This is a genomic window from Paenibacillus sp. R14(2021), assembly GCF_019431355.1.
Classification (GTDB): Bacteria; Bacillota; Bacilli; order Paenibacillales; family Paenibacillaceae; genus Paenibacillus_Z.
Genome location: NZ_CP080269.1, coordinates 1929001 through 1945403, shown reverse-complemented (window position 1 = coordinate 1945403; position 16403 = coordinate 1929001). Strand labels below are relative to the sequence as shown.

Annotated in this window: 17 protein-coding genes; all 17 read left to right on the top strand. The window is 54.5% G+C overall.

Features of this window, described 5'->3' with window-relative positions:
* The first annotated feature begins 44 nt into the window (after nt 1-44).
* Nucleotides 45-545 carry a GNAT family N-acetyltransferase gene (locus tag KXU80_RS09210; protein ID WP_219837896.1) on the top strand — a complete coding sequence of 167 codons (501 nt, stop codon included), beginning with the start codon at nt 45-47 and terminating at the stop codon, nt 543-545.
* Between the two features lie 49 nt (nt 546-594).
* Complete coding sequence (locus tag KXU80_RS09205; RefSeq protein ID WP_219837895.1) at nt 595-1014, top strand: VanZ family protein; 420 nt, start codon at nt 595-597, stop codon at nt 1012-1014.
* Between the two features lie 2 nt (nt 1015-1016).
* Nucleotides 1017-1730 (top strand): YjjG family noncanonical pyrimidine nucleotidase, encoded by a 714-nt coding sequence (locus tag KXU80_RS09200; protein WP_219837894.1) that lies wholly within the window; start codon nt 1017-1019, stop codon nt 1728-1730.
* Nucleotides 1727-2482: a phosphoribosylformimino-5-aminoimidazole carboxamide ribotide isomerase gene (gene hisA, locus KXU80_RS09195; protein WP_219837893.1), complete on the top strand. Its 756-nt coding sequence runs from the start codon at nt 1727-1729 to the stop codon at nt 2480-2482. Before KXU80_RS09200 ends, hisA begins: the two co-directional genes overlap by 4 nt.
* A gap of 144 nt (nt 2483-2626) precedes the next feature.
* Nucleotides 2627-3184: a DEAD/DEAH box helicase family protein gene (locus KXU80_RS09190; protein WP_219837892.1), complete on the top strand. Its 558-nt coding sequence runs from the start codon at nt 2627-2629 to the stop codon at nt 3182-3184.
* Between the two features lie 38 nt (nt 3185-3222).
* On the top strand, nt 3223-3519 hold the full coding sequence (locus KXU80_RS09185) for an antibiotic biosynthesis monooxygenase family protein (RefSeq protein WP_219837891.1): 297 nt from the start codon (nt 3223-3225) through the stop codon (nt 3517-3519).
* Between the two features lie 16 nt (nt 3520-3535).
* Nucleotides 3536-4198, top strand: a complete 663-nt coding sequence (locus KXU80_RS09180; RefSeq protein ID WP_219837890.1) for an HAD family hydrolase — start codon at nt 3536-3538, stop codon at nt 4196-4198.
* A gap of 235 nt (nt 4199-4433) precedes the next feature.
* A complete protein-coding gene (locus tag KXU80_RS09175; protein WP_219837889.1) occupies nt 4434-4841 on the top strand; it encodes a hypothetical protein in 408 nt (135 codons plus the stop codon).
* A gap of 134 nt (nt 4842-4975) precedes the next feature.
* On the top strand, nt 4976-7162 hold the full coding sequence (locus tag KXU80_RS09170) for an AAA family ATPase (RefSeq protein WP_219837888.1): 2187 nt from the start codon (nt 4976-4978) through the stop codon (nt 7160-7162).
* Nucleotides 7163-7369: 207 nt separating this feature from the next.
* On the top strand, nt 7370-7879 hold the full coding sequence (locus KXU80_RS09165; RefSeq protein ID WP_219837887.1) for a Pvc16 family protein: 510 nt from the start codon (nt 7370-7372) through the stop codon (nt 7877-7879).
* Between the two features lie 13 nt (nt 7880-7892).
* Nucleotides 7893-8678 (top strand): hypothetical protein, encoded by a 786-nt coding sequence (locus tag KXU80_RS09160; RefSeq protein WP_219837886.1) that lies wholly within the window; start codon nt 7893-7895, stop codon nt 8676-8678.
* A gap of 99 nt (nt 8679-8777) precedes the next feature.
* A complete protein-coding gene (locus KXU80_RS09155) occupies nt 8778-10520 on the top strand; it encodes a phage tail sheath family protein (protein ID WP_219837885.1) in 1743 nt (580 codons plus the stop codon).
* Between the two features lie 59 nt (nt 10521-10579).
* Nucleotides 10580-11014 carry a phage tail protein gene (locus KXU80_RS09150; protein ID WP_091215083.1) on the top strand — a complete coding sequence of 145 codons (435 nt, stop codon included), beginning with the start codon at nt 10580-10582 and terminating at the stop codon, nt 11012-11014.
* Between the two features lie 159 nt (nt 11015-11173).
* The gene (locus tag KXU80_RS09145; RefSeq protein WP_219837884.1) at nt 11174-11551 is read left to right on the top strand and encodes a phage tail assembly protein; all 378 of its coding nucleotides are present in this window, start codon (nt 11174-11176) and stop codon (nt 11549-11551) included.
* Nucleotides 11552-11562: 11 nt separating this feature from the next.
* Entirely contained in the window at nt 11563-11745 is a 183-nt protein-coding gene (locus KXU80_RS28285) for a DUF6760 family protein (protein WP_308858299.1), read from the top strand.
* Between the two features lie 8 nt (nt 11746-11753).
* Nucleotides 11754-12200, top strand: coding sequence for a phage tail protein (locus tag KXU80_RS09140; RefSeq protein WP_258171327.1), 447 nt, complete (start codon nt 11754-11756; stop codon nt 12198-12200).
* A gap of 34 nt (nt 12201-12234) precedes the next feature.
* Nucleotides 12235-16392: a hypothetical protein gene (locus tag KXU80_RS09135; protein WP_219837883.1), complete on the top strand. Its 4158-nt coding sequence runs from the start codon at nt 12235-12237 to the stop codon at nt 16390-16392.
* The last annotated feature ends 11 nt before the right edge of the window (nt 16393-16403 follow it).

Here is a 16403-nt window from a genome sequence, read left to right as displayed (position 1 = left end):
AGCTATAAGCAGGGCATAAGACTAGAATTGCGCGAGGTGCAACGATGAAAGGCAAGCTGACGTTTGAGGCATATTCGGATCGTTATTTGGAGCAGGTTCGCGGTACCTACAATTATTTTGTCGAACACACGACGGTTTCATTCGACCTGCGGCCTTATTCGGCAGAGCAAATGAAGCAGCTGATCGAGCCGCTGGCGGACATGTACCGTTCGTACGTCGTATTGGCTGAAGGGCAATATGCTGGATATCTGATGCTGACGCAGCATAAGAAGCGTCCGGCGTTCAATGTAACGGCGGAGCTTGCCATTTACTTGGAGCCTTCATTTACTGGACAAGGAATCGGCAAGGAAGCGGGCTTGTTTCTAGAGGAGACGGCCCGAGCCTTGAATTATCATTCCCTGGTGGCGGCAATATGTACCGAAAATGCGGGCAGCATCGCGTTATTCGGCAAGCTTGGCTATAAGCAGGTCGCCTGCTATGAAGAGATTGCCTATAAATTCGACCGTTGGCTCGATTTGGTTTGCTATCAGAAGCTGCTGAAATAGAGAAGGGGCGAGAGCGAACATCGTTCTGCAGATGAGGTGCGTCGAGCGAATGAAGGTAGTCACTGGAATACTAGTGTGCGCGTATACTGTCCTGCTCATTTATTGGATGTTTATCGGATTCGGCCGGTCAAGCTCACATTCGTCCGGCTATCATTATAACGTCGTGCCCTTACATACGATCAAGCTGTATGTTGTTCATGCTGGCCGCTTCGACCTGAATTATTGGCTGGTGAATCTCGTCGGCAATATTGCCGTTTTCGCTCCGCTTGGTCTTACCGTACCGTATATATGCCGTCTAAAGCTGCTGAAGTTTACGGTGGTCTTCGTGCTTGCATTGTTTCTGCTTGAGTCCCTGCAGCTGCTGCTTCAACGAGGCAGCTTCGATATCGACGATATTCTGCTCAATACGGTCGGAGCATGGCTGGGGTTTGCGTGTTTGCATTTGATCCGAAAGCGAGTGACCGCTTAGTCATGTATAAAGCAATTCTTTTTGATCTGGATAATACGCTCCTGAATTACGATACCAGCGAGCATGAGGCGATGCGACAGACGATTGATGTTCACCGGCTGGCTGAGCTTGAGGGCTTCGAGTGGGAGACCTTTCGTACGGTCTTCGCGCCGATCAATTGGAACTATTGGATCAATCGCGTAGAACATCGTCTGCATATCTCGCAGGTGCTGGATTATTCGTTCCGAGATACCCTTCTCCAAATGGGTCATGACAGTACGCTGTCCCGTTCTCTAGCGTCTACTTATTGGAAAATATTCAGTGCGACCTGCCACTTCATGGACGGGACTGAGGAACTTCTCGCTCGGCTTCACGGCCGATATCGGGTTGGTATCGTCTCGAATGGCATTGGAGAAGCACAGCGCAAACGGCTGGCGGCTGGAGGCGTATCGCATTACTTTCAGCATCTGTTCATTTCGGACGAGATCGGCGTAAGCAAGCCGGACAAGTTGATTTTCGATAGAGCCGTGGAAGCGCTAGGCGTAGATCGCTCGGAAATTCTGTTCGTCGGTGATTCCTTGACGGATGACTACGAAGGCGCGCGGATGTCACGAATCGATTTCTGCCATTATAATCCAAACCGGAAGCCGGTTCGTGAAGAGATCAGTCCGGCGCATACGATTCATGCCCTGTCCGAGCTGGTGGATATCATTACGAGAGAAGAGGGACATCGATGAAATTCAGACCGTGTATTGACCTGCACAGCGGCAAAGTGAAACAAATCGTCGGAGAAACGCTGGACGCTAGCGGCAAGGGTGTCGTGGAGAACTTTGTTTCCGAGCACGATTCAGCTTACTACGCGGACATGTTTCTACGGGACAAGCTAACGGGCGGCCACGTCATCATGCTTGGCGGCGGCAATGAAGAAGCGGCGCTCGCCGCGCTCCGCGCCTACCCGGGCGGCTTACAGATCGGCGGCGGCATTCATGCGGAGAATGCGGCGCTGTATTTGGAAGCAGGGGCTTCCCATGTCATCGTCACGTCATATATTTTTCGTGACGGTCAGCTGAATATGGGCAATTTGCAGCGAATTGTATCCGAAGTCGGCAAGGATCGGCTCGTTATCGATCTGAGCTGCAAGGAGAAGGACGATCAGTGGGTCGTTGTGACCAATCAGTGGAAGACGTTCAGCAGCTTCACGGTCAATGAGGAGAACTTGCGGGAGCTTGAAAAATATTGCGACGAGTTTCTCGTGCATGCCGTTGATGTAGAGGGCAAACGAACGGGGATATTAAGAAGCTTAGTCGAGCAGCTGGCAGGCTGGGTGACAATACCGACCACTTACGCGGGCGGCGCTCGGTCGTTCGAGGATTTGGAGCTGTTCCGTTCGCTGACGGCCGGCAAGCTGGATATTACGATCGGCAGCGCGCTCGATATCTTCGGCGGAAGCTTGTCCTATCAAGAGGTTGTCGCTGCATGCAGCCGGTAACGACGGCCCCCTAACAAGTGAAATCCTTTAAGAGCATCTGTCCTTGGTGGAGGGCAGATGCTTTTTTGATGCCCCAAAGAGAAAATGATTGCCGTTTCCTACGATGTTGGATATAATTTTCCAAATTGATAGGGGAGGCAGCCTATGAAATTTGTTCTCTTATTTGGTCCGCAGGCGGTAGGTAAAATGACTGTCGGCCGCGAGCTTGAGAAAATAACCGGTCTGAAGCTATTTCATAATCATATGACAATCGAGCTGCTTCACCCGCTGTTCGGCTTCAGCTCGGAAGCTTGGCGATTAACGGAGCTGTTTCGAACCGAAATTTTCAAAACCGTTGCTGCCAGCGAGATGGAAGGTCTGATTTTCACGTACGTCTGGGCGTTTAATCAACAAGAGGATTGGGATTTTGTCCGCAAAGCCAGCGAGATTTTCGAGTCTCAAGGCGGCGAGGTTTATTTAGTAGAACTGGAAGCGGATTTGGAAAAGAGGCTGGAGCGGAACCGCACGCCTTATCGTCTGGAGCAGAAGCCGACAAAGCGGAACGTAGAGCATTCGGAGTGGGAGCTTTTGCGAAGTCTGGATACCTATAGGCTGAACTCAGATCCAGGAGAAGTACCCGGGGAACGTTATTTTCGATTGAACAACAGCGGTCTGGAGCCGGAACAGGCGGCCCGCCTGATCAAGGCGCATTTTAAATTCTAGTAGTGGTATGCACAATGTGGATTGAAGGAGAGATAGTCATGATATTAGAAACAGCCGTTCTGCATGTGAAACCGGAGCTTGATGCTTCGTTCGTACCTAGCTTTATAGAGGCCTCGGCGCTCATCGCGTCGATGAAGGGCTATGTGAACCATGAGCTTCGGCGATGCCTGGAGAACAGACATCAGTATCTGCTCTTGGTGTGGTGGGAAACGTTGGAGGATCATACGGTCGGCTTCAGACAATCTGCGCAATATCAGGAGTGGCGCAGGCTGCTGCATCATTACTACGAGCCTTTCCCGGTGGTCGAGCATTACGAGAATATCCAAATCCACTGACAGGAGTGTTCCGACTATGAACGAATTGACGTTGAAGTCCTACCGTACAATCTTATTTGATCTGGACGGCACGCTTACTGATCCTGGAGAGGGCATTCTGAACGCCGTGCAGTTCGCGATTCGCCAGATGAATAAGGATATTCCCTCAAAGCAGCAGCTTCGTCCATTCGTCGGTCCGCCGCTAGCCGAGTCTTTTCAAGCGCTATGCGGCATGGATGCCGAGGAAGCGAAGGCGGCGATCGACCATTATCGTGTCTATTTCCTAGAGCGGGGGATGTTTGAGAATGAACTGTTTCCCGGCATACCGGAGCTGCTCCATCAGCTGAAGGGACAAGGCCGGCGGTTGATCCTTTGCACGTCCAAACCGGCCGTATTCGCCGAACGCATTCTGCAGCACTTCAAACTGGAGTCGTTCTTCGAGCACATTGGGGGAAGCGAGCTGGACGGAACGCGTTCCGACAAAACGCAGTTAATCGCGCATCTCGCAGAGCTTCTCGATATCGATAAAGCAGCTGCTGTTATGGTTGGCGATCGGAAGCACGATATTATCGGGGCCGCCAATAATGGACTTGCCTCCATCGGGATTGGCTTCGGCTATGGTTCGAAGCAAGAGTTGGAGGACGCGGGAGCGACGCACTATTTTGCAACGATCCAAGACTTGTCAGCTGCATTCGAATGACCTGCACGGCTGTATGGAAAGATCGATTTCCTTTTGTGGGGTCGGTCTTTTTGTGTTGAATAGGGGATTTTAGGAGCTGGAAGCTAACACTTTCCAAATAAAATACGCGAAAGTTCACACAATTCAAACGAGGACCATGAACTTACTAAATATTTAACCTCTATAATAGAGCGAAGCGCGAAAACGAGGAGGCCTGCATCATGACATATTGCGATCGGGTTAGAGGTGGTCAATTATGAAATTGCTAGAGTTCTATAGAGCGTTATTCGAGGATGCGACGAGCCGGTTCGAGCCTGTATGGCAGCTCGATCACACTTACATATATGGTTATCGATGGACAAAAAACAACTACCCGCTTAAGGAACAATTTCGCATTTATAACGCCGGCGACGAACCACCATTACTGATGTTTTCGGTCGTTCTGCCGGAGTACTATGCACAAACGAACGTGTTTGACGAAGTATACCGCTATCCGACGAACAATGAAATGTCGGTCGTAATCAAGGACCGGCAAATTATGGTCAATGCGTCGCTATGCACGAGCAATCTGGAGCATTCCGTCTTAGGATTCATCCATCAAGCGCGAAGCGATATGATGAATATCTTTGACTGCGTCATATTGCGAAAGGATTCAGACGGCTGAAGCACGGCTAACTGCACGTGCAATGACGGTTTAAACCCGAAAAAATTACGAAAGAGCTCTCGCTTGAGAGCTCTTTTATTGTGTAAGATAGGAAAGAAACTAGCGAATAAGCACGAATGGAGTCGATCCCAGGCATGACACTAGCACCCTACAGCAGCAGCCGCGAGCATTGGAAGGATGAGCTGCGGAAGCTGGATGCCATCATTATGTTTCAACTGCAGTGCAGAATTGAGCTGGATCACGTTAACCCGACAGACCCTATGCGCGGCTTGATTGTGACAGAGGATGAGGTATATCGACTGTTGGCCGAACGTCAAGGGGCCGAAGCGGAAGCAGTTGCGCTTCCGCCTGAGCTTGCCGTTATGCAGGATGAGCTCCGCTTGTTGGATCAAGAGATTCAGACGAAGCTGTCACTTAGCCGCGAGCTTGCCTTGGACGAGCAGCCCCGGCTGCTGCAATTGGCGTCGCGTTTCGGATTGGGAGAGTTGGAGCAGCGCGTTGTCATGCTCGCTCTGGCTCCTGAGCTTCATCGCAAGTACGACAAGCTGTTCGGCTTTCTGCAGGATGACGTTACCTGCAAGCTGCCGACGATGGACCTGGCGCTCAAACTGCTCTGCAGCTCAGAGAAGGAACGTTATGAGGCTAGAAGCGCATTTCAAGGCGAAAGCGGGCTGCGCCGCTGGCTGCTGGCAGCAGATGAGGACACAGCTGCTACGCTGCTGGCCCGGCCGCTCAAGCTAGACCCGCGCATTGTGTCGTTTCTGCTGGAAGCGGAACCGTTCGACGGACGATTGGACGGATGGGTGGAACGCTGGAGTCAATCGGAAGAGGCGGGACAGCTGCAGCCGCTTCTGGTCGGCTCATCTATACAGGCGGAAATGCGGCGAACAGCAGAACTGCACGAGGATGAGGAGAAACCGGTAGTTCTGCATGTCTGGGGACAGAGCGGGACCGGCAAGCGGCTGCAGGCGCAGCACCTGGCGGCATCGCTGGGCAGGCCCTTGCTGCTGCTTGATGCAAGCCGGCTGGACGGGGAACGCGGCGCCTTCTATGAGCTCCTGAATCAGTTGTTTCGGGAAGCCAAGCTGACCCATGCCATACCGGCCATCGCGGGCGGCGATCATTTCATGGGGCAGGAAGGCAAGCTGTCGGGCTGCCGCACAGCACTGGCACAATGGGTGGCTAGAACAGGCGGCTTGCTGTTATGGCTGTCCCAAGAACGGGCGCACTACAGCGAGCTGCCGCTCCCTAAGCAAGCGCTGATCGTTCAAGTGAAGCTGGAGCCGCCTGCTATTGAAGAGCAGCGGATGCTCTGGCGCACTTGGAGCGAAGGAGATCAAGCTTCCGCCGCGGCTGCGGAAGCGATGGCGGATAAATTCCGCTTCGCGCCTGGTCAAATCAGCCGGGCCTTAAGTCACGCCAATCGGCTTGCTGCACACGACGGGTCTGATGCCGTGACGGAGGCGCATCTGGAGCAAGGAGCGGCTGCACAGCTCAATCATGAGCTGGAGAAGAAGGCGCGCAGACTGAATCCGAGGTATACATGGGACGATCTTATTCTCCCGCACGAACCTATGGAATTGCTCCAGCAGGCGAGCAATATGATGAAATTCCGGCGCCAAGTATACGGCTCCTGGGGGTTCGATAGCAAGCTCTCCTACGGCAAGGGACTGAGCATGCTGTTTGCCGGACCTCCCGGCACGGGCAAGACCATGGCGGCAGAGGTCGTAGCGAAGGAGCTTCGGCTGGAAGCGTTCAAGATCGATCTGTCCCAAGTCATCAGCAAGTATATCGGAGAAACCGAGAAAAACCTGCACGAGATTTTCAAAGAAGCCCAGCGGACGAACGCCATCCTCTTCTTCGACGAATCTGACGCCCTGTTCGGCAAGCGCTCGGAAGTAAAAGATGCGCATGACAAATACGCCAACGTGGAGACAGCCTACCTGCTGCAGAAGATGGAAGAATACGAGGGTATTTCGATTTTGGCAACGAATTTCCAGCAAAATATCGACGATGCGTTCATGCGCCGGATCAATATCGTCGTCAAGTTTCCGTTCCCGGATGCCGAGCACCGGGAGAAGCTGTGGCGGTCGATGTTCCCTGCCGCGACGCCGCTCTCGGCAGACGTCGACTTCACCGCCCTGGCGTCCCGGATCGAAGTGGCGGGCGGCAACATTAAGAACATCGTCCTGACTGCCGCGTTCATGGCTGCTTCGGAGGGCAGGCAGGTCGGAATGCGAGAATTGGTGGCCTCTGCCCGCCAAGAGCTCAAAAAAACAGGGAAAATACTTGTAAACAGCGAATGGGACAGCTTTTTTTAGAAAATGGAAGCTGATTAGCAAATTTCCGTGGTCATCCGACATTATTGACGATATAATAGGAAAATAGTTTGGTAGAATTTGCTGAACGCTGTAGAATTTTGGAGTCATAGGAACTAGCCCAGCCGGGCAGACGGAGGGATTGCCATCGGTACTTATGCCGCTGTCGCCGATGCCGGAGCATCGCTGCTCAAGCTGCTTCGGGAACAAATGACGCCGGAGCCCGTGGCACAGCCGGAGCTGATCGGCATGGCTTCGCCTGCGGACAAAGGGGATCTTGTCCTATCGCTCTATCTCTATCGGATTTCGGAGAACGGCGAAGCCAGGAGGAACGAGATGCAGGCACGCGGAAGCGGGATGCTGCAGTTTCCGCCAATGGCGCTGGACTTGCATTACATAGTAACACCGTATTCCAATGCGGACCTTCAGTCCCGTACGCTCGATGAGCATGTCATCATGGGCCGTGCGCTTCAAATTCTGCATGACAATGCGATTGTTCGCGGCAGCTACCTGCAGGGCTCTCTTGCAGAGAACAACGAGGAGCTCCGAATCGTTATGGAGCCGCTGACTGTCGACGCACTTACCGGCATGTGGAATTTTGGGGACATGCCTTACAAAATGTCGCTCCCGATCCGCGTCGGTCCTGTCTTCTTGGATTCCACGAGATTGAAGTCGACCACCCGCGTTGTGGAACGCGTCATTCAGCTGGAGGAGAAATGAAGGAGGTGCTGCGATGGGCATTTCCGTAACACGCTGCTCCCTTGTGCTTCTACTGCGCGATGGATTCACGGGAAGTCGGCCTGACCCCTCGTCGGTAACGGTTCACGTAAAGGGCCTTTCGATCAAACCGATTATCAAGCCGGACGGATTATGGATATTTACGAATTTGGCCGACGAGCCGATAACAATAGTGGTCGATTCGTTGATTTATTGCCGGCAGACGCTGGAGGTTATGCCGTCCAAGCTGAACAAGCTTGAACCGGTTGTCGCCGTATCCTTGATGCCCGGCAGAGCGTACCCGCTGCCGCCGTCAGCCGTCACGCTGACCGTCAGCACCGTAACCGCAAGCGGTCAACCGCTGAAGGGCGTTACGGGGCAGGCCGTTCTCTGCGATGAGCGCGGCGCCCGAGCAAGACTTTCTGCTGATGCATTACCCGGAATGGCGGATATTGAAACGATACCGCTGCTGGGGAAAATCGCCGCAGGCGATGCCTACGAGCTTCGCAGCCGGGAAGGGACGGTTATTGCCCGCTGCGTGATCGGAGCCAATGGCAGCGACAGCCGCAAATTCAAGCTGGCTGCGCCGCTTGCGAAACCGGCAGCCAAAGGAAGCTTCATGATACCTGTCATCCAGGCATCCAGCGATCAAATCGGCGAGCTTCGGTTCGTATTCCGGCCGCCGGTACAGGGAAGCTTTGAAGTCGAACTCCTGCTGTCGTATAGGTCTCAAACCCAAACCACCAGGTTTCACCTTCATGAGGGCCGGAATGAAATCGCCGCCCCGATTGTTTTTACATAACGAGCAAGATCCGAAGAGGTAGGTTCTCTGGAGCCGAGCAGCGCCGACAGGCGCAGGGTGTCCAGTTTATCTTAAATAAGCACAATGCGGGAGGGGCATATGGCAGAGTATTTGTCGCCTGGAGTGTACGTTGAAGAGTTTGATAGTGGTGCACAGCCGCTCGAAGGGGCTAGCACAAGCACAGCCGGCTTTATCGGCCTGGCGCAGCGCGGTGCTGTAGAAGGCTTGCCGCAGCTCGTTACAAGTATTGCCGAGTTTCAGCGTGTATTCGGATCTTATTTGTCCGAGAACGCCTTTGGATCGTATCGCTTCCTGGCGTATGCGGTCGATCAGTTTTTCATGAACGGCGGTTCCCGCTGCTTCGTTATGCGCGTTGCGCCGTCGGATGCCAAACCGGCCGTCAACACGACGCCTGAATCCGCAGTTCTCGCCATTACGGCGAAAAACCCGGGTGCATGGGGCAATCAAATCCGCGTCGGCATCGTGCCGTCCAGCAAAGCGAAAACACAAATTTACGAGGTGCTTGGAACGCCGGGCGAATCTAAGCGCTACCGCGTGAAGAACAATGCCGGCTTCAATCCCGGCGATGTCGTGGCGTTCGAGGACGCTGCGGGCAAGCAGTTCAACCGCGTCGTATCTTCCCAAGACAATCTGATTGAATTGGAATCGCCGCTTGCCGGCGGAGCAGATGTCATCGACAACCAGCTGCTGCCAGCGAAAGTGCTGACGACAAGCGAATTTACGCTCCATATTTTCTATGGCGACGAAATCGAAACATTCGAGAAGCTCTCGCTGAACGTATCGGCAGCCAACCATGTGGACAAAATCCTGGCGCGTTCCGGTATCGTTACGGTGCAGGACTTGACGCAAGGGACTGCTGGCGAAGCGATCGCGCCGTTCACGGTCATCAGCGGCTTGGCTGAAGCTGTCGGCAAATACGATGTGATCTTCGGTGGCGGAAGCGACGGCTCCCTAGCCAACCTATCCGCTGGCGATTTCATGGGCGAAGACCGCGGTCCAGGCAAGCGGACAGGCATCCAGGCATTCATCGATAACGATGTTGTCAGCATTATGGCTGTTCCGGGCGTTACGGATCCGAACGTTCAGCTGTCCTTGGTTGCGCACTGCGAGAACTTGGGAAGCCGCTTCGCGATTCTCGATATCCCGCGCGACAAAACCAAAGTGGCTGATGTGCTGACGCACCGCAATATTTTCGACTCCAGCTACGCGGCGATGTATAACCCGTGGCTGCAGGTCTTCGATCCGCTCGACAAGCGGAATATCTTCATCCCGCCGTCCGGTACGGTTGCGGGTATCTACTCCCGTTCCGACCAAACGCGCGGCGTACAGAAGGCGCCTGCCAACGAAGTGCTTCGCGGCGTAGTCGGCTTGGAAGTACAGTACAACAAAGGCGAGCAGGATATTCTGAATCCAGCCGGCGTCAACCTGATCCGTCATTTCACGGGCCAAGGGACACGCGTCTGGGGTGCACGCACATGTTCCTCCAACGGATTGTGGAAATACGTCAACGTACGCCGCTTGTTCATCTTCTTGGAAGAGTCCATCAAGAACGGCACGAACTGGGTCGTATTCGAACCGAACAACGATCAGCTGTGGGCACGCGTGCAGCGTACGATCGATGCGTTCCTGACACGCGTATGGCGTGACGGCGCATTGATGGGCAACAGCTCTTCGGAAGCGTTCTACATTAACATTGGCCGCGAAACGATGACGCAGGACGATATCGACAACGGTCGTCTGGTTTGTGTCATCGGCGTAGCTCCGGTGAAGCCAGCTGAATTCGTAATTTTCCGCATTACGCAGAAAACCGGCTCCGAATAGGAATTGGGCTGCGCTTTGAACGGGAGCATCTAAGGTCAATTTGATGGAAGGGGATATCCATGCCAGGCGAACGTAATGATCCATATCGCAATTTTAGATTCCGAATCGAAATCGAAGGCATTCAACAGGCCGGCTTCAGCGAAGTGTCGGGCTTTGAAGCTTCGCTTGATGTTATCGAATACCGCGAAGGCAACGAAGTGATTACACCTCGCAAGCTTCCGGGCTTGGCGAAATACGGCAACATTTCCCTGAAATGGGGCGCAACGGATTCGATGGATCTGTATGATTGGATGCAGGAATGCATCGAAGGCACGATCGAACGCAAGACCGTAACGATCATCGCGATCGATGAAGAAGGCGGCGATGTGGCGACGTGGCAAGTAATTGAAGCATGGCCGGTGAAGTATTCGGCGCCTAGCTTCAACGGTACAGGTGCTGAGGTCGCCATCGAGTTTGTGGAATTGGCACACGAAGGCATGACGCGCACAGCGTAATCGTAATCCGAATACGGAAGCAAGGAAGAAGAACAAGGGATGGCTGCGGGCGATAGTGCGCCTTGCGCATCTCTTGTTTTCCGCTTCTGAGATTTCAGTGGAACATGATGGAAAAGAATCGAACGAAATTCTAGTTACGATAATCGGGGGTACCGGAAAATGGCGTTTCAAACGGAGTATGAGTTCGAGCTCCCTCGGGGCTACGTCGACGAGAACGGCACGCTGCACAAAAGCGGCGTTATCCGGCTTGCAACTGCAGCAGATGAAATTTTGCCCATGCGCGACCCGCGCGTGCAGCAAAACCCAGGCTATTTGACGGTTATTTTGTTAGCCCGCGTCATTACGCGCTTGGGCGACTTGAAACATATTGACACGAAAATTATCGAGCGGCTATTTACGGCTGATCTCGCTTACTTACAGCAAGTGTACCGCCAGATTAACGACCTTGAAGTGCCTAAGGTGCATACGGCTTGTCCGAAATGCGAGCACGATTTTGAGGTGGATGTCGATTTTTTGTCCGTAACGGAAAGCCTCTAACGGGCTATCCGATTGAGAAATTATACGAAGAGACGGGGTTTATCGCGTATTATTTCCATTGGCCGCATGACGACATCATGAACATGGAACACCATGAGCGGCGGCGATGGTGTGAAGAGATTTCCCGCATTAACAGGAAGCTGAATGACGAATCCGAGAAAACGAACGTATTTGACGTGTTCAAGAAGAGGTGAGATAACGCTTGAGCGCTTTGACACAAGGAGCTAACGTTGGCGGCGTATTTCGCTTCTGGGTGGAGCTGGACGGAATCCTTGCCGGCGGTTTTACCGAAGTAAGCGGTCTGGAGGCAGAGGTTGAGACCGAGGAGTTTCGAGAAGGCGGCCAGAACGGGTTCGTTCATAAGCTGCCCAAATCTGTACGCTTCTCGCCGATTATGCTGCGCCGCGGCATTACAAGCTCAAGCGCGCTGTGGGATTGGTACGCAGGCGTCATGGAGGGCCGGGTCGTGCGCAAGAGCGGCTCCATTATCTTGCAGCAGCTGACCGGCGAAGAGTTATGCCGCTGGAATTTTTTTCAGGCCTATCCGGTGAAATGGAGCGGTCCAACGCTTAATGCATCACAGAGCGATGTGGCTATCGAGACGTTGGAGCTGGTTCATAACGGTCTGAAGACGATCTATAAGAAGTAATCGGCTGCGTCGTTAAGAGGAAGGAGGCCGAGGGATGAAACGGATTACCGGCAGCGATCACGACAGCGATAATGGGATATCGAGCGAAGGCGGTGCTGTCAGGCACAAGCAATTCGCGCTTTCCATTCAAGATAAATACCGTTTCATCCGTCGAGACAACTGGGGCAGACTTGCCTTGACATTCCGAGAGCCTGGCGATCCGATGGAGGGGGCTCCTTCCCAAACGACGATTTTACAGCAAATTCAGCTCAAGCTTCAAACGCTTGCGCCGCTCAAAGTGAACTGGGAAGCCAAGGAACGTGAATGGCTGAAGCGAATGGAACGTTGGTTACGCGAGGCTGCTGCCCGCAACCGGGAGGAAACAAACCGTAAGGCGCTGGCTAACCACGAAGTCGTGGTTTCAAAAGCAGAGCAGCTACACCCGGAACAGGTGACTGCGAAAGGCGAGAAACGCGGACGTCCACGCGATGCCAAGCCCGAGGATCAGATCCGAAAGGGAGCTCCACGCAGCACAGCGGATAATCGGCGTGTCGCTGATCTATTCAGCGATGTGGTCGACTGGCAGGAGCCGAGAAGCATTGCAGGGAGACTTCATGCTGTAGATGCGGGAACGCGTACGAGAAGCGTGCAGGTACAAGATGCTAGAAAAGCGGCTGAATTGCTGCTTCAAATTTCTGCCTTGCTGAACATTCGGCAGACAACTCGCGAGGAAGTCGGCTTCATGTCCACCTTTAGGAAGACGATGGAGGTGGAGAAACCGGCTCCACAGACCATACGGGATGTGGCTCCGGGGCAATTGCTGCGCCATGAAGCCGTTCCGTTATGGCAGCAGAAACCAGCCGGTATGCTTTGGCGGCTGCCGCCGATCCACGCTTTCGGCGACAAGAAAGCGAATTGGACGGATGGGGCCGTGCGCACGTTTCTTGGGCGTATCGGCGACTTGAACACTGCAATCAGGAAGCCAGCTGCAAACAGCCGGAATGCCGCTTCAGTATCTCGTCAAGCAGCTGCAACGGCGAGAGGTGAGAAGATTGAAACCAGCGGCGTACCTGCGGCAGGCGTAGCTTTAACAGGCGTGCAGCAGAGAAAAGCAATCGAAGCCGTGCCATTGCCAACGAAGTCGAGGCTGAACCTTCGGCAAGCAGCTTATCCGCTAATGACGCGCGTTGCTGAGGCGAAGCCGGCACGTGTTACGGACTGGCAGGCTGCAATTGTCCCAAGTGCTGAGGGCAGCCCGGTTTCTTGGATTCGCAAGCCTGCGAGCATCATTCTTCGAAGGCAATTGCCTGCTTTCTCTGAAGCACCCGCCCATGATGTGCGGATAAGTGCCGTTCGGCGATCGTACAAACAAGCACAGAATTCCGAGCTTGGCACCGTGGCTGCCGAGGTAACAGAACTGCCAACCAAGCAGGGAAGACAGCGGCGACAAGCTGGGGAACGCCCGGCACAGCAGCTCGAGCAGGGGAGTCGCCCTCTGGAAAGTACACCTTCGAGTCGGCGTACTGCGCAGCAAGCTGCTGTTACTCGCGACCAGGAAAATCGCTCAAATGCTCCTTCTCCCAGCTATTTGCCGGAGAATGAAGCCGGGCCAACTTTGGCTCGTCTACGCGCCGTACCTACTGCGATACAAAGGCAGCTTGTTGCAGGCGGGAAGGGGATATCCGTCTTATCGCTGGCGGAAGGTTTCATCCAGAGGATATCCGCGTCAGGCATGAAACAGAGGGTGCAAACGTCAAAAGCAGGCAGCTTGCACACGAGCTCCAGCCTCGCATGGGATGACAAGGACTCTAAACAACCTGTGCTTCGTGCCGTCGTAACTGCTCGTCCCGCCCGGCCGATTAAGCTAGCGCCATCAGCCCTGTTGCATCGGACGCTGCCTTTAAGCGGAGCAGCCGACTTGAACGCATCAGGCTCGAAGAGCAGAGGCAGCAAGGCTGTGCGGAATGAGCCGCTGCAGCGAAACGCGGAGTTCGCGTTTAATGCGGATGCTGCAGCAGGAACGAAGCGGGCTTTCCGAGTACAAGCAGCGATTCGGCCGAAGCATGCACCGCGTCTCAATGAAAGCAATACTGGCGGGCCTATCATGGATCAGGCGCTTCATAAAACAAAAACTAGCGCGCCATCCTTGATAGAGCCATCCAGAGAACGTACAGAAGAGAAGCTTGACGCTTGGACTGCAGTTCATCGTAACCGCTTGCTGACGATCATGAAAGCATCGACGCCGGGGGGCGTCCGCACGGAAACTTTCATGCATCGTTTGCGCAATCGCCAGCTTCAGTCGCTGCACGTCTCGGAGAAAGCAAACCCATTCGAGACGGATCGGAGTAAGCTTGAAGGCATTTCCTTGCAGGATCGCGTCCGGGCAGCTGGGAAAGAAGGCTTACAGCTCGTTCAGCGCCGCGTCCGGAATGATGCGGCAGCAACAGTCGTCGGCAGCATTATCCGGCCGCCTCAGAGATTACGAGGCTTGACAGACGAATCGAGAAGCATCGGGAATTCTCAGGTCCAAACGACAACGGATTCAGACTCTATAACAGGCCGTATTCATTTCGCAGCGCGAGACCGGTTGATCGCTAAGCGGCTCTCCAATAGAGACGAACCACTGCAAATTCACCGCTACGTTCCTTTAACTGTCGATCAAGACTGGACAGCTGTGGGTAAGCGAGGCGTTCGGGCGACTAATCGGCGAGAAGCGGCAGCCGCTTCGAACGATGAGACCATGAAACCGGAGAACATGGGATCGACTGCCTTAGGCGCGCTGCGAGAGACTGCAGGAGCAGCGGTGCAGCGCCGATCTGCTGCATTGGGTATGGGCCGTGTCTCGGAACGATCGCCGAAGCGGATCATCGACGGGACGTCCGAATCCAAAATCCCGTTCAGCAGCCTTGTTCTGCGTCGAACGCGATTAGCGGCGGGGATCCATAGTAGGGCAGCTGCAGAGGCTGCTGGTCTGCTGACAATGAGGCCGAAGCCAACAAGCAGCGGCGGAGCTTCTGCCAGCCGCAAGGTTACTCAGACTTCGAACAGTAGTTTATCTGGAGGCGGTCTTACAGCTGCGGGCACATCCGTAAGCGGGGACACATCCAGTCAGGCTTTGACTTTGCCTCAAAGGACGGTCGGAACTGACTCGCCTACGCTGCGCAGAAGCCCGGACATTAACGGAACCGAGGCTGCGTTTAGCCGGCTGCTGCATCGCCAGCAAATTGGCTTGGCCATAGATCCAGCCGCAGCTCAGAGGCCGTTAACCTTGCGGCGATTAACAGCAGCTGCTTCGAGTAATATGACCGAATCAGCAGCAGCAGGCGGCTTGCAGCAAGCCCGTCGGCTTGCTGCAAGTGCCTTCATAGGTCTATCGTCCACAACAAGATTCTTACAGCAGGGGCTGGCCTATCGGGGGGGTATTCTTGGAGCGAAGAGCGCAATGAAGCGAAATCGTTCGCCAGAGCATGATGCTTCAGCTGCGCTCGTACAGCGCCGATTCCATGCAACTATAGGCGATAACGCCATCGGAACCGCAGCGATGTTGTATCGGACACGGCGCCGAGCAGAAGGACGTGACTCAGCGATCATCGCTGGGGCAAGCTTAGGGACGCTGGTTCAGCGCCGGACAGGTACTAATAACGGTGAAGCCGGCGTCAGGGTTGTTAGTCCTAAGCCGACAGCAGGCAGAAGATCAGCCTCTCCATCGAGAATACATCAGGCTGTGAACAACCTGCTAACGCAGCGCCGCTCTGTTCTTCCGTTGGGCACGGCAAGCACAGCAAGTGCGAGCATGTTGATCCAGCGGCGAACCGCAGTGCCGCTTGCGGAGAGCGGCGCAGGCGTGCCAGGCCAGCTGAGCCGCGTTGCGGCGGCTGCTGCGGCGGCGGACCGCCCGCCCGCTCCTGCCCAGCCCGCACTGCATTACGCGGCCAAGCCGCAGCAGCCAGGAGCGCCGGAGACTCCGCGTTCCGTGTCGCCGCCGTCGATGCAGCATCATGCGGCGAAAGCCGCGGCAGCCGCTGCTGCGGCCGCGACCGTTCAGCAAAGCTTGGCGGCCGTGAAGCCGCCGGCGGCGCCGGTCATCGATGCGAAGCAAATTCAGCAAATGCTGCTGAACATGCCGCATTTGCAGCCGGACGCGATTGCGGACAAGGTTTTCAAAGCATTCGAGAAGAAGATGAAATTCGAGCAGCGCAGAAGCGGGTTTTAACGCAGCGGCGG

What these genes read in the sequence shown, in the direction of transcription:
- KXU80_RS09210 (WP_219837896.1), top strand. Translation starts at nt 45, where the DNA reads ATGAAAGGCAAGCTGACGTTTGAGGCATATTCGGATCGTTATTTGGAG.
- KXU80_RS09205 (WP_219837895.1), top strand. Translation starts at nt 595, where the DNA reads ATGAAGGTAGTCACTGGAATACTAGTGTGCGCGTATACTGTCCTGCTC.
- KXU80_RS09200 (WP_219837894.1), top strand. Translation starts at nt 1,017, where the DNA reads ATGTATAAAGCAATTCTTTTTGATCTGGATAATACGCTCCTGAATTAC.
- hisA (WP_219837893.1), top strand. Translation starts at nt 1,727, where the DNA reads ATGAAATTCAGACCGTGTATTGACCTGCACAGCGGCAAAGTGAAACAA.
- KXU80_RS09190 (WP_219837892.1), top strand. Translation starts at nt 2,627, where the DNA reads ATGAAATTTGTTCTCTTATTTGGTCCGCAGGCGGTAGGTAAAATGACT.
- KXU80_RS09185 (WP_219837891.1), top strand. Translation starts at nt 3,223, where the DNA reads ATGATATTAGAAACAGCCGTTCTGCATGTGAAACCGGAGCTTGATGCT.
- KXU80_RS09180 (WP_219837890.1), top strand. Translation starts at nt 3,536, where the DNA reads ATGAACGAATTGACGTTGAAGTCCTACCGTACAATCTTATTTGATCTG.
- KXU80_RS09175 (WP_219837889.1), top strand. Translation starts at nt 4,434, where the DNA reads ATGAAATTGCTAGAGTTCTATAGAGCGTTATTCGAGGATGCGACGAGC.
- KXU80_RS09170 (WP_219837888.1), top strand. Translation starts at nt 4,976, where the DNA reads ATGACACTAGCACCCTACAGCAGCAGCCGCGAGCATTGGAAGGATGAG.
- KXU80_RS09165 (WP_219837887.1), top strand. Translation starts at nt 7,370, where the DNA reads ATGACGCCGGAGCCCGTGGCACAGCCGGAGCTGATCGGCATGGCTTCG.
- KXU80_RS09160 (WP_219837886.1), top strand. Translation starts at nt 7,893, where the DNA reads ATGGGCATTTCCGTAACACGCTGCTCCCTTGTGCTTCTACTGCGCGAT.
- KXU80_RS09155 (WP_219837885.1), top strand. Translation starts at nt 8,778, where the DNA reads ATGGCAGAGTATTTGTCGCCTGGAGTGTACGTTGAAGAGTTTGATAGT.
- KXU80_RS09150 (WP_091215083.1), top strand. Translation starts at nt 10,580, where the DNA reads ATGCCAGGCGAACGTAATGATCCATATCGCAATTTTAGATTCCGAATC.
- KXU80_RS09145 (WP_219837884.1), top strand. Translation starts at nt 11,174, where the DNA reads ATGGCGTTTCAAACGGAGTATGAGTTCGAGCTCCCTCGGGGCTACGTC.
- KXU80_RS09135 (WP_219837883.1), top strand. Translation starts at nt 12,235, where the DNA reads ATGAAACGGATTACCGGCAGCGATCACGACAGCGATAATGGGATATCG.